At 39.6% G+C, this 12,774-nt stretch carries 15 protein-coding genes; 6 read left to right on the forward strand and 9 right to left on the reverse strand.

Going from position 1 to position 12,774, the window contains the following annotated elements; translation table 11 throughout:
* Positions 1 to 16 precede the first annotated feature (16 nt).
* Together F936_RS03530 and truA are read left to right on the forward strand one after the other, a co-directional pair.
* Positions 17 to 988 (forward strand): asparaginase, encoded by a 972-nt coding sequence (locus F936_RS03530; protein WP_003654725.1) that lies wholly within the window; start codon positions 17 to 19, stop codon positions 986 to 988.
* Positions 989 to 1,002: 14 nt separating this feature from the next.
* Positions 1,003 to 1,800, forward strand: a complete 798-nt coding sequence (truA, locus tag F936_RS03535) for a tRNA pseudouridine(38-40) synthase TruA (RefSeq protein WP_005044953.1) — start codon at positions 1,003 to 1,005, stop codon at positions 1,798 to 1,800.
* Between the two features lie 293 nt (positions 1,801 to 2,093).
* On the opposite strand, the gene F936_RS03540 is transcribed toward truA, so the two are convergent.
* Positions 2,094 to 3,104, reverse strand: a complete 1,011-nt coding sequence (locus F936_RS03540; RefSeq protein ID WP_005037036.1) for an AraC family transcriptional regulator — start codon at positions 3,102 to 3,104, stop codon at positions 2,094 to 2,096.
* 263 nt (positions 3,105 to 3,367) lie between these two features.
* On the opposite strand from F936_RS03540, the gene infA reads away from it, so the two are divergent.
* The gene (infA, locus tag F936_RS03545) at positions 3,368 to 3,589 is read left to right on the forward strand and encodes a translation initiation factor IF-1 (protein ID WP_001284370.1); all 222 of its coding nucleotides are present in this window, start codon (positions 3,368 to 3,370) and stop codon (positions 3,587 to 3,589) included.
* 51 nt (positions 3,590 to 3,640) lie between these two features.
* On the opposite strand, the gene F936_RS03550 is transcribed toward infA, so the two are convergent.
* Positions 3,641 to 4,012: a lysozyme inhibitor LprI family protein gene (locus F936_RS03550; RefSeq protein ID WP_003654719.1), complete on the reverse strand. Its 372-nt coding sequence runs from the start codon at positions 4,010 to 4,012 to the stop codon at positions 3,641 to 3,643.
* 174 nt (positions 4,013 to 4,186) lie between these two features.
* Here F936_RS03550 and F936_RS03555 point away from each other — a divergent pair, with 174 nt between their 5' ends.
* Positions 4,187 to 4,594 carry a hypothetical protein gene (locus tag F936_RS03555; RefSeq protein WP_005044956.1) on the forward strand — a complete coding sequence of 136 codons (408 nt, stop codon included), beginning with the start codon at positions 4,187 to 4,189 and terminating at the stop codon, positions 4,592 to 4,594.
* Between the two features lie 53 nt (positions 4,595 to 4,647).
* Here the strand turns inward: F936_RS03555 and leuB are convergent, their stop codons facing one another.
* The 4 genes from leuB to leuC all read right to left on the reverse strand — a co-directional run bounded on the left by leuB (position 4,648) and on the right by leuC (position 8,548).
* On the reverse strand, positions 4,648 to 5,727 hold the full coding sequence (gene leuB / locus F936_RS03560) for a 3-isopropylmalate dehydrogenase (protein ID WP_004640985.1): 1,080 nt from the start codon (positions 5,725 to 5,727) through the stop codon (positions 4,648 to 4,650).
* A 33-nt stretch (positions 5,728 to 5,760) separates the two neighbouring features.
* The gene (locus tag F936_RS03565) at positions 5,761 to 6,351 is read right to left on the reverse strand and encodes a hypothetical protein (RefSeq protein ID WP_003654712.1); all 591 of its coding nucleotides are present in this window, start codon (positions 6,349 to 6,351) and stop codon (positions 5,761 to 5,763) included.
* Between the two features lie 112 nt (positions 6,352 to 6,463).
* The gene (gene leuD / locus F936_RS03570) at positions 6,464 to 7,111 is read right to left on the reverse strand and encodes a 3-isopropylmalate dehydratase small subunit (protein WP_003654711.1); all 648 of its coding nucleotides are present in this window, start codon (positions 7,109 to 7,111) and stop codon (positions 6,464 to 6,466) included.
* An 18-nt stretch (positions 7,112 to 7,129) separates the two neighbouring features.
* Positions 7,130 to 8,548, reverse strand: coding sequence for a 3-isopropylmalate dehydratase large subunit (gene leuC / locus F936_RS03575; protein WP_005044960.1), 1,419 nt, complete (start codon positions 8,546 to 8,548; stop codon positions 7,130 to 7,132).
* A gap of 237 nt (positions 8,549 to 8,785) precedes the next feature.
* Here leuC and F936_RS03580 point away from each other — a divergent pair, with 237 nt between their 5' ends.
* A complete protein-coding gene (locus F936_RS03580; protein WP_003654707.1) occupies positions 8,786 to 9,040 on the forward strand; it encodes a DUF2061 domain-containing protein in 255 nt (84 codons plus the stop codon).
* 115 nt (positions 9,041 to 9,155) lie between these two features.
* Positions 9,156 to 10,016, forward strand: a complete 861-nt coding sequence (locus F936_RS03585; RefSeq protein ID WP_005044976.1) for a LysR family transcriptional regulator — start codon at positions 9,156 to 9,158, stop codon at positions 10,014 to 10,016.
* Positions 10,017 to 10,023: 7 nt separating this feature from the next.
* On the opposite strand, the gene F936_RS03590 is transcribed toward F936_RS03585, so the two are convergent.
* The 3 genes from F936_RS03590 to F936_RS03600 form a co-directional block, all read right to left on the reverse strand.
* The gene (locus F936_RS03590; protein WP_005044977.1) at positions 10,024 to 10,275 is read right to left on the reverse strand and encodes a hypothetical protein; all 252 of its coding nucleotides are present in this window, start codon (positions 10,273 to 10,275) and stop codon (positions 10,024 to 10,026) included.
* Positions 10,276 to 10,399: 124 nt separating this feature from the next.
* Complete coding sequence (locus F936_RS03595) at positions 10,400 to 11,146, reverse strand: sporulation protein (RefSeq protein ID WP_003654702.1); 747 nt, start codon at positions 11,144 to 11,146, stop codon at positions 10,400 to 10,402.
* A gap of 54 nt (positions 11,147 to 11,200) precedes the next feature.
* Positions 11,201 to 12,640: a DUF2252 domain-containing protein gene (locus tag F936_RS03600; RefSeq protein WP_005044980.1), complete on the reverse strand. Its 1,440-nt coding sequence runs from the start codon at positions 12,638 to 12,640 to the stop codon at positions 11,201 to 11,203.
* Positions 12,641 to 12,774: the final 134 nt, after the last annotated feature.

A 12,774-nucleotide genomic window follows, 5' to 3' on the forward strand; every position in this document is an offset into this window, starting at 1 on the left:
TTTATGCCTGAAAAAGATGAAAAAAATAGCCTTATTTTATATGGGTGGTACTTTTGGCTGTGTAGGTGAACCTTTAGCGCCTATGCCATATGACCAATTCTTACCTCAACTTGAAAAAGTTATACCACCTCACTTAACGGTCGACTGTTTTGCTGCCCCAAATATTGTAGATAGCAGTGCTTGTACAGCGCCCGACTGGCTACGTCTTATTCAACGCATACAACAACTCCAACTTGAAGGCTATCAGCACTTCGTCGTTATTCATGGTACAGATACTCTCAGTTATGCTGCAGCGACTCTAGCTCGTTTTCTAGGCCAGAGTTGCCATGTGGTTATTACTGGCAGTCAATATCCTCTCCTGAATATTCAAGGGAATGATACCCGTGAGTTTACTGATGCAATTGATAATTTATATCTTGCATTAGAACAGGTGATTAGCTTACCTGTGGGTGCATACCTTGCGTTTCATCATCAAGTATTTCATGCTCAAACTGTGTTAAAGACACATACGACTGAACTTGACGCTTTTTCCGGTCTTAAAGCTGAGTCTGAATTTACACCTCAGCAAAACGGGTTAATTCTGCAAGATACGCAAATCGAGCGTGCAGCATCTTTTCAAATCTTGAATTGGATGATGCAACCTATTGCGACCACTCAGCTCGTTCAACAATTACGAAATTTACTGCCAGCCCCACCTCAATTTTTAGTATTGCAAGGTTTTGGTACTGGAAACATAGCTGTTAATCAGGAACTACTCGCAACATTAGATGAGCTCTATACACATGGCTGCGTTCCGATTCTTACGACTCAGGTTACGTTTGGTGGTATTGATCAACGCTATGCAATTAGTGAGTGGACGAAAACTGCAAAAATTGTCATTAGTGATGCACATAGTCATGCAGATCTCTATGCAAAAGCACTTCAAATCTATTTAAAATACTCAACCCCAGAACAGTGGCTCAGCCATTGGAACGAAAATTTGCATTAAATAGAGGAAAAGCCATGCAACGTTATGCAGTCGGTATTGAATTTAGCGGAGTTCAATATCGAGGTTGGCAAACACAACAGCCAGGCGTTGCCAGCGTACAAGAAACCATTGAACGTGTGCTTAGCAAAGTCGCAAATGAGCCTATAGCACTTCATGGTGCTGGTCGTACCGATGCAGGAGTACATGCGACAAATATGGTGGCACACTTCGACACGCATGCCATTCGCCCAGAAATGGGGTGGTTAAGAGGCGCAAACAGCCAGCTACCTAAAGATATTTCCATTCAGTGGATTAAACTGATGGATGAAAGTTTTCATGCTCGCTTTAAAGCGACTGCTCGACGTTACCGCTATATTATATATAACACGCCTCATCGCCCTGCTTTATTGCATAAACAGGTTACTCACATTTACCAACCGTTAGATGTGCAAAAGATGATTGAAGCGGCAAGTAAATTTGAAGGTACTCATAACTTTGAAAGCTTCCGCGCAGCAGCGTGCCAATCAAATCAGCCTGTTCGACATGTAAAACATTGCCGTTTATTTGAACATGGACGCTATTTGGTTTTAGATATTCAAGCAGATGGTTTTTTACACCATATGGTTCGCAACATTGTTGGATGTTTACTTGAAATTGGTCAAGGCATGTATGAAATTAATCATATCGATGCAATGTTTGCTGCACAAGATCGTAAAGCGGCAGGAGTCACTGCGCCACCAGATGGTCTTTATTTTATTCAGTGTAACTATCCTGAGCAGTTTGATTTGCCACAGCCACCGCTTGGGCCACATTGGCTTAATTTACCAGATTAAAACATTTAAAACTCAGTATCCAAATTAAGTATTAAATAAGATACGTGACAAAATCATACGCAACCTGAACAAGGTTAAAGTGCACTTTAACCGCAGTGCAAGACAAACGAAGTGCGTAGTTCGATAAATTTTTCACCTTGTGACACGGTAAGAATGATTACTCTTTACCATGTCACAAGCTTTTGCTCTTGCAGAGCTTGCGCTCTTCATCCCGAAAGAAAAGTAACTCTAGCTGAAGGCCAATCCAGTTATTAAAGCCTCAATGGCACGATTCCGTCATGACATAGAATAAATTAACGGTGTTGTTTACGTTTCCGATATTCAACTGGTGTCTCATTTGTCCAACGCTTAAATGCACGATAGAACGTACTTGGTTCAGAGAAACCTGTTAAATACACAATACGCTCAACGCTCTCGTTGGTATTTGCCAAAAGTTTTTTAGCTAAACGGCAACGATAGTCAGAAAGTATTTGCTGAAAACTGGTATTCGCCTCACTTAGCTGAGTACGTAAGCGACGTGGGGTAATATTCAACTGAGCTGCAACCGTTTCTAAGGTTGTTTCTCCACTTTCCAGTGTTGAACCAATTGCTCTACGAACTTCGCCCACTAAATCATAGCGCGCTAATTCTTGCAATTTTTCAATCGCAAGCTGCTCATGCAATTGCAATAACTCGGGCTCTGCTTGCCAAAGCTGAAAATCCAGAATAGCGGGATCAAAATATAAACGTGTTTCTTTTTGACCTAAACTGACCGGACAGCCATATACGCGGAAATATTCATCCTCGGCGGCTCCTTCGCTGAAGTTAAAATCGATAAAAATCGGGTGAAATTGCCCTTCGGTAATAAATTTAAAAAATCTAAGGATGCCCGAAATTGCACATTCAGAGAAATGGCGATTAACAAGATTATCAGCACCGATCTGCTCGCCATTGGTTAAATAACAACGCCCTTCTTCAATCACTAGTTTTGCATCAAATGCGTCACTAATGAGGCGCTGATAAGCCAAAGCCCGCTTTAGGCCTTCACCAAAGGTATCACTACTAATAAATAGATGTTCAATGACCTGACCACGATATAAAGGCAAATGCTCGCCTAAATGCAGACCGATATCTGGATCTTTACTGACTTCCTGAGCGGCAGTCCAAAAGGCATACTGTGCACTTAACGGTGTACGTGCATTCGTATCAACCTGATTTAAAGCAACTCCCGCTTTGGTTAATATTTCTTCTGTTGGCAATCCCGCACGACGAATCGCTTGATAGCCAAAGCGTAATACAACTGATGCATCTGTTAGCTGACCCACGCAGTGCCCTTCCATGTAGATACTTCATTGATATTTAGGGCCGTTGACTTTTACGCAATTAACAGTCCCTAATAACTATGATTTTAGATTAGCGTTGATTGACCGAACTGACAACAGAATTAAACTTCTTTTGTGAAAAAAATTACATCTTTTTTTATTAGTCATACTTTAACCAGATGCTTGAGTAGAAGTATGTCTATCTTGTTTTTTTTAAATAAATTGACTATAATTTGCGCCTTCCCAATTTGATCATCAGGTAGGCTATGGCCAATAAAGAGGAACTCATTGAGTTCGAAGGCGTTGTCACCGAAACGCTTCCTAATACGATGTTCCGTGTACGTCTTGAAAACGGTCACGAAGTTATTGCACACATTTCTGGTAAAATGCGTAAACACTATATTCGTATTCTTACTGGCGACAGTGTAAAAGTCGAAATGACTCCATATGACCTCACTAAAGGTCGTATCACGTACCGTGCTCGCTAATTAGTGAATGCAAAAAAGCCACTTCATGATGTGGCTTTTTTATTGCGTTGTTTATTCACTTAAGCGACTGGTTTTACATCCCACCGTTTGGCATTCACGCAATCTTTCTTGCAGCCAATGGTTTCTTTCTTGCGTTGTCTGTAAACGACATTGCACGTCTACACTATTTCTATTTGAATCTGTACACTCAGCATCACGTTGACGTATCCATGCAAGCTGAGATTTCTTAAGAATATTTTTTTGCGCAGTATTTAACTTTACTCGCAATGCTTGATAATTCTTATTCAGATCTACATCTGCACTCGCATAAATTTTATTTGTACAGTAAATATCATCATAAGTATTGCGGGCACTATCACAGTTATCAGCGTAGACGACAGTCATTCCTAAACTGCATAAAAATGCAAAAGCAATTTTTCTCATACTTTTCTTCCTTAAGTTTTATATGAAATTATTATTAAAGCGATTCGAATGTAATGATAAATTTAAAGGTAAGTTCACCTTCCATTTATCATAATCTTCCTTTTTTACTTTACAAGCATTCAAATCCAACCTATTGTTCTTTAATAATAAATATAATTTTTTATTGAGATAAAAATGAATATAGATACCCGATGTAAAATTGGCCTACTTTGTTTGATTATGATGAATGTGAACGGTTGCACTAGCCATCCACGCCAATCTATAGATTTACAAGAGTATTTAAAGAGCTTTCTAGGCAAATCTTCTGCAACCATTCGACAAGACATTAATCTACGTAGTCTTGGTTTTCAAGTCGCTAATGCTCCACAGAAAACACCTAATCAACTCATTTATACGATTTTACGTCCATTAAACATCCCAATCCCGATGGTGACTAATGTCGATATGAGAGGTAACTCTGTCGCTATACAGTCAGGTAATCTGGGTGGCAATTCTTACGATGTGAATTTCAACTGTAAAGTTATTTTCCAGCTAAACAATGATATTGCCGAGTCTATTCAATATGAAGGCAAAGCCTGCTAAAACATAGGCATAAAAAAACGCAGCGTTGAGCTGCGTTTTTTTATAAGAAGCTTTTAAGCAAGAGCAGCTACAACTGCCTCACCCATCTCGGCTGTACCCACTTTTGTCATACCTTCAGACATAATATCTGCTGTACGTAAGCCTTGATCAAGTACTTGACCTACAGCATCTTCAATTGCTTTTGCAGCAGCTTCTTCACGGAATGTATAACGAAGCATCATTGCAACAGAAAGAATGGTTGCTAATGGATTGGCAACATTTTGGCCAGCAATGTCAGGTGCAGAACCATGACAAGGTTCATACATACCTTTGCCATTTTCATCTAAAGAAGCTGATGGCAACATGCCGATTGAGCCTGTAAGCATTGCAGCTTCATCAGATAAGATATCGCCAAACAAGTTACCTGTTACGATCACGTCAAACTGTTTTGGTGCACGTACAAGCTGCATTGCAGCATTATCCACATACATATGTGAAAGCTGAATGTTTGAATAACTCGCTTGCTGCAAATCAGTAACTGTTTGCTTCCAAAGTTCTGTTACTTCTAAAACGTTCGCCTTATCGACCGAACAGACTTTACCACCACGTAAACCTGCAAGTTCAAAAGCAACTTTTGCAATGCGCTTAATTTCACTTTCAGAATAAACGTCAGTGTTATAGCCTTGTTTTTCGCCGTTTTCGAGTTCACGAATACCACGTGGCTGACCAAAATAGATACCGCCAGTAAGCTCACGAACAATCAGAATATCTAAACCAGCAACAATTTCAGGTTTTAAGCTAGAAGCATCTGCCAATTGCGGATATAAAATCGCTGGGCGTAAGTTAGCAAACAAGTTGAGTTCACTACGAATTTTTAAAAGACCACGTTCAGGACGGATAGAACGCTCGATCGCATCCCATTTTGGTCCGCCTACTGCACCCAGTAAAATTGCATCAGCTTTTTTTGCCTGTTCGCTCGTTACAGCTGGATACGGTTCGCCATGTGCATCAATTGCCGCACCACCCAATAGGCCATGTTCCCAAGTCAACGATAAATTAAATTTTTCATTTACTGTATTTAATACTTTTTCTGCTGCCCCAACAATTTCAGGACCAATACCATCACCAGCTAAAATTAAAATCTGTTTAGACATGAACTTTTTCCATTTTCCAAAAAACAAGCAGTGTTATGACGACCGCGGTGTTAGTTTTTTCTGTTCAAGGAACTCGCCTAGCCCTGTTGTTACATCAAATGGTCGGCAAAAACGGCGAATAACACGCTCATCTTGCTCTAAATCGACACATAATGGATCTGGCACAGAAACATTCAGCAAACTACCCGAACGGTTAGTTTTGTCTCGGTACATTTTAAATGTATAGCGATGGTTGGCATTAAACTGGTGAATCACATGGATTGTTTCAGCTCGATCTGGAGAAATCGGATAGAAACGGATCACCACTTCATATTGTTTAGCAGGCACAGATAAATATAAACTGTTGGTTTGCCCAAGCACTGAACCGTGCAACCGTACAATTCCTTGATGAATTGCCTGATTACTAATTCGTCGTGTTTGCGCATCCACTACAGTAATATCGTTTAGTCGTTCAAATTCACAACTCTTCGCACCCGAACAATATATTGCTGCATTCTGCCCCAAATTTTCTTGTTCAGCCTGCTTAATACGGACAGTATCCACTACATTGTACGTGCTCTGACAAGCACTGAGTGTTATTGCGCACAGGCTCAACAAAAAGCTATGAGTAACGTTCCTCTTCATTGTTCAAGCCCAATCCTCATCTAGTGCATAATTTTAAGGTGTTTTTATGCTTTAGCATGTTAGCAAGAGTTTGAACACTACGCCATGGCTATGTTTAAAATGTACCAAAAGGTTAATTTAACTCTTGGAATACCCAAGGACGAACCTGTTTAGTTTTTTCTTCATAAGCGCGAATTGCATCCGCATTTTGAAGCGTTAAACCAATATCATCCAAGCCATTTAACAAGCAATGCTTGCGAAATGGGTCAACTTCAAATTTAAAAGCTTCACCTGTTGGGGTACGCACTTCCTGAGCCGCTAAATCAATTGTTAATTGATATCCTTCATTGGCAGCGCATTCTTTAAATAACTGATCAACAATTTCTTCTGACAAAATGACAGGTAACATGCCATTTTTGAAACAGTTATTAAAGAAAATATCAGCAAAGCTTGGCGCAATAACAGTACGAAAACCGTATTCATTCAATGCCCAAGGTGCATGCTCACGACTTGAACCACAACCGAAGTTAGTACGAGCAATTAAAACATTTGCTCCTTGATAACGTGGTTGATTCAAAACGAAATCCGGATTTTTTGGACGAACTGAATTATCTTGTCCCGGATAGCCTTCATCTAAATAACGAAGTTCATCAAATAAGTTATCGCCAAAACCAGTACGTTTGATTGATTTCAAAAACTGTTTTGGAATAATTAAATCTGTATCAACATTGGCACGATCTAATGGTGCAACGATACCTTGTTCAACTGTATAAGCTTTCATGGTTTGCTCCAGACCGAATTAAAATGAACGAACATCAACAAAGTGACCTGCGATTGCAGCCGCTGCCGCCATTGCTGGGCTCACCAAGTGAGTGCGACCACCATTGCCTTGACGACCTTCAAAGTTACGGTTAGACGTCGATGCACAGTGTTCGCCTGGCTGTAATTTATCTGCATTCATTGCTAAACACATTGAACAACCTGGTTCACGCCATTCAAAACCAGCTTCCAAGAAGATTTTATCTAAGCCTTCTTTCTCTGCCTGTTGTTTAACTAAACCTGAACCCGGAACAATCATGGCTTGCTTAATGCTAGATGCCACTTTACGGCCTTTAACCACCTCAGCCGCAGCACGGATATCTTCAATACGAGAGTTAGTACAAGAACCAATAAAGACACGGTCAAGTTGAATATCAGCTAATGCCTGACCTGCATTTAAACCCATATATTGATAAGCACGTGTCCAATCATTGCGTTGAACATCATCTTTGGCTTGTTCTAAAGTTGGTACAGCTTCTGTTACCGAAATAACCATCTCAGGTGAAGTTCCCCAAGACACTTGTGGTTCGATCTCTGCACCATTTAATTCAACTACAGCATCAAAGGTAGCATCTTCATCTGAATGCAAAGTGTCCCAGTAAGCAACTGCTTGTTCCCACTGCTCGCCTTTTGGTGCATAGCTACGGCCTTTCACGTATTCAACGGTTTTGTCATCAACAGCAACCATGCCTACACGAGCACCCGCTTCAATCGCCATGTTACATACCGTCATACGTCCTTCAATCGACATATCACGGAACACCTGACCACCAAATTCAATGGCATAGCCTGTACCACCTGCGGTACCAATTTTAGCAATAATTGCCAACACCACATCTTTTGGTGTCACACCTTTGCCTAATACGCCATCTACACGGATTAACATATTTTTAGATTTTTTCTGAATCAAACATTGTGTTGCTAACACATGTTCAACTTCAGAAGTTCCGATACCATGTGCCAAACAACCAAAAGCACCGTGTGTTGCTGTATGTGAATCACCACACACTACGGTCATGCCCGGTAAAGTTAAACCTTGTTCTGGGCCAACTACGTGCACAATACCCTGACGGATATCGTTAATATTAAATTCAACAATATTAAAGGCTTTACAATTGTCATCTAAGGTTTGAACCTGAATACGAGACGTATCATCTTCAATACCCGCGATGCCTTGCTCACGTTCCTTTTTAGATGTTGGAACGTTATGGTCTGGTGTAGCAACGTTTGCACTTAAACGCCATGGTTGACGACCCGCAAGTTGCAAACCTTCAAATGCTTGTGGACTAGTCACTTCATGCAATAAATGACGGTCAATATAAAGTAAACATGAGCCATCATCACGCTGTGAAACAACGTGGTCATCCCACAATTTGTCATATAAAGTTTTGCCTGCCATGTCGTCTTCCTCCATTGGACTGGGTAATTCTAATCTTTCTTCGATTATAGCCAGAGTTTCACATAAATCTAATTTATCATTTTTATAAATTAGAAAACTTTTTGGAATTAATCATAATCCCTTCTATACACAGCAAATTTAATAAATCGTTTTTGTTAATGATTATCATTTGCATAATCAATTTTTAATCTTATACTCTCATCTCTATACTAAAAATATCCGAAGTGGCTAAAGAGAATGATCATGGCTAATATTCAAAAATTCGTTGTAAATAATCAACGTACCTTAAAGAAAACCTTCAGCTATTACATTATGCATATTAGCGTAGCGATGATAGTTGCATACTTTGTAACAGGTAATATCTGGATGGCTTTAACCTTAAGTATGCTTGAGCCAACCGTACAAGCATTTGCTTTCTTCTTTCATGAAAAAGTATGGGCAGCTAAAGACCGCCGCATTTCAGCCTTAGCTGAGAAAGAGACAACGGCTTAGGCTAAGATTAGTGCGGTAATTCATAACTTTCTAACTCGTTTTGCTGCAAGCATGATACGATTTTGGCTTGGCAACTTTAGCCCCTCGATTTTTCTATTCCAAGTTGAGTTGTATTATGAATCTTGCAGCCTTTGAAGCTTTTGTAAAAGTTATGGAAACAGGGTCTATCTCTGTGGCAGTAGATCAACTATTTATTACTCAACCTGCTGTAACTAAAAGGATTCACAGCTTAGAAGAATATTTTGGTGTAAAACTATTTGAGTCGGCAGGCCGAGGCGTTCAAGCAACACATGCCGCTCATTCATTATTACCAAAAGTTAAAAACTGGCTAAATGAGCTTGGAGATATCCATCACACCCTAAGCCATGAGCAAACACAGATACAAGGCCGTTTAAAAATTGGAACCAGTCACCACATTGGTTTGCATCATTTACCCGCTCCCCTTAAACACTTTGTTCAGCAATTTCCTCAGGTCACCTTAGATGTGCATTTTGTTGACTCAGAGCAAGCGCATGAAAAAGTGCTTGCCGGTGATTTAGAGTTAGCATTTTTAACACTTCCCCCTTCAGGTGATGAGCGTCTTAACTACATTACCATCTGGAATGATCCTTTAGTTTTTGTTGCTGCCCCTTTTCATCCATTGGCACAAAAAAAGAATCTGACCTTACAAGATTTAATTGAATATCCGAGCTTGTTACCCGCTGCACAAACTTACACTGCTCAAATCACTTTAGCCGAGTTTGAAAAACAAGGGCTTAAACCAAAAATCACCATGAGCAATAACCCGCTTGAGTCTATTCGTATGTTGGTGTCTATTGGTTTAGGTTGGTCAGTTTTACCAAAAACTCTGTTGAATCAGGATATGCAACAACTTGATTTAGATGTAAAAATGAATCGCCAATTAGGCATGGTATGGCATCCTGCGCGCACTCAATCCAGAGCTATGCAGGAACTGATTAAAATGATGCAGGAGTAGTTGATTATTAGCGACTATATTTTTTAAAAAGGATATAAACTAGAACAGCAAAAGGTAATAGTAAAAATAATACGCCCCAACCAAAGAAAATAGCGGCAAAGATAATACCGAGTAAAGTACCTGAAAATAATAAAAAAATAATGTAAATGAAGAGTTCACCAATGAGTGTGATGAAACCGTCAATCAGTTGCCCACCAAATTCTTCAAGAAGATTGCCACTACGGGTCTTCTTTTCTTCGGTCTCGTTCTGATTATCCATCATATCCTCACACATCATCACGACCGCTTTAAATCGCCCTTACTCTCAATGCAGCAAAAGCGATTTAAATATAAGGCTCTTTTCAAGTTAATAAAAAGCTCTCATTTGATGCACCTAATTTCACTTATCCAAGCTGCAATAGGCTTCGAATTTGTTGCACAATTTGGTTTTCATCAAGCATATGATGCGGAATAGTCATCGTTAAGAGTTGATCTGATCGAAAATGACGGTCAACTTCAAGCATAACGTGCGTTTGATTAGGTTCAGCAACGAAAGAGACTTCCACCTCATTAAACCCACTAAACATATGTGAAGAGACAAATTCAAGCTCTTGGTAACAACCAATGGTTGATCTAAAATTTCGTGCAGTAAGTTGACCTTTTTCGACATCAACTGTTGATAAAATAAAGCTACATCGCTGCATGGCCTGCAAAAACATTTGCATAGCGGGAGTTGGCAGCACTTTTAAATAATCACGATCAGTTGCATCTAATCCCCAATCAACATCCATATGAGTTTGAATCCAAACACGTGTACCATTTCGTCGACAAGCGACTTCGGTAATCGGTGTCTCAAATGGTAATTGAATACTGAAAGGGAAAGAATGAGCTTGATGTGCTGGCAGTAAAAATCGAGAATTCACTAACCACTCTTGTAAGACCAAAGGTTGATTAAACTCATGGTCACCAGATTCAACTTCTGCCATCGTCATCAACTTCAAATAAAGACCATTAATCTCTTTATCAGATGCCCCCCCCTTGAAGCTAATTTCCCCATGCAGTGTCTCGCCTGCTTGTAAGTTTGGATTGTGTAAAACAGTTTCTACCGTTACGCCTTGAAGACCCAAACCAGACATAATTTTATTAAACATTTTTTCTCTAACCTTTCAAATTATTTCATGTCATCTGTAGCAGCATACTTATTCTTAAAGTGCATCATCTCCAGCGAGCGAAATCTTACCATCTGCAACTTCATTCATAAATTGATGATAGTCATTTAAATTGCGCTCCGCATACTCCTCTGCATACGCTTGCAATACTTCTACGATCGTACTGCCCTCTCCAAGATATCCCATAAGTACATCAGCATTTCCAGACTTAGCATGGGCATGAGCTAAAGCCAAACCACAACTTTCAGCATACTCATTGAAATACTCATCATCCATATCACTAAGATCAACCGAAATTTTCATATCACGTAACTGACGTACATGAAAATGTTGATTGGGGGTTGAAGAAAATCCAAGGAAGATGTCACTGGCAGCTTGCATGAGTTGCTGGCCATGTATCACGCGCTCGCCTTCATGTTTTGCTTTTTCTACAAATAACGGACTAAGAATCGATGGATTCGCTTCTTTCATTTGTAAAATTAACGGTTCCCGATCTGCATCCTGAAATAATGCAATCGCGGATCGTGTACCCACACTTCCGACACCAACCACTTTCAAAGCCACATCGGTCCGTTGATAACGATCAAAAAGTACTTGGCGATCATATTTCAAAGAATCTCGATATTGCTGAAAGAATGCATCAACATCTTTACTGAACGGTTCATCTGCCTTTGGATGCCATAATAACGGCGCATCATCCACAAAATGACGAGATCCCGTATCTTGATCTTGCTGTGTGAGCTTCGGTAAAACAGAATATGCATTTCTCTTCTGCGCTGAATCAAGATGCTTCGCGCGTTTCTTTCTCAGTTTTCGGCATTCAGTGTTTTCTAATAAGGTACTGGCATCAACTTTTTCATACCAAACTTGTAGAGGCGAAAGTTTCGTATTTTCTAATAAGTGCTGACGATAACTATTCAACATCGTTTTAATTGCTTTTAAACCCACTTTATCTGCAAGATCAATATCACGAGCCGCAATCACAAAACTGGTTGCTAAACGCTTTAAATCCCATTCAAATGGGGCAACCAAAGTCTCATCAAAATCATTGATTCCAAACAACAAGTTACGTTCCGGGCTAGCAAACCCACCAAAATTACTTAAATGACAATCGCCACAAATCTGTTGAAACAAGCCGGAGTTCATCTGCTCCCAAGCTTGATCAAACAGCATCAAAGAAGGCATACCACGATAAAATGTAAACGGTGAAACACTCATTCGTTTTGCACGAATTGGTTTGAGCTGCTCTAAACGCCCTTGATTACTCCAATCATAGATTGTTAAAGCAGTTATACCTTTTGGTCGCTCAGAAAGCTCTGATAACTGTTCTCTCGGAACTTTTTTACGTTGAGCCTTACCTAATTTGAAGCCTTCGCTTTTATTAAGTAATTTCCCCCGATAGCTATGACGTGTTAAATCAATACTTTCATCATTCCAAAGTTGTTTTGGTAATTTAATTTGTACTGTTTTTGGCATTATTCCCTCATTTTTAAATTAGAATTTTTTATATTCTTAAACCTTTACCAAGATAAAATTTATTTTTTATTAGACATACTCATATCTACTTTTGGAACGAGATTTATAAAAAACATTCAAAAAATGATTTTAAA

It is taken from the genome of Acinetobacter calcoaceticus DSM 30006 = CIP 81.8 (assembly GCF_000368965.1).
Classification (GTDB): domain Bacteria; phylum Pseudomonadota; class Gammaproteobacteria; order Pseudomonadales; family Moraxellaceae; genus Acinetobacter; species Acinetobacter calcoaceticus.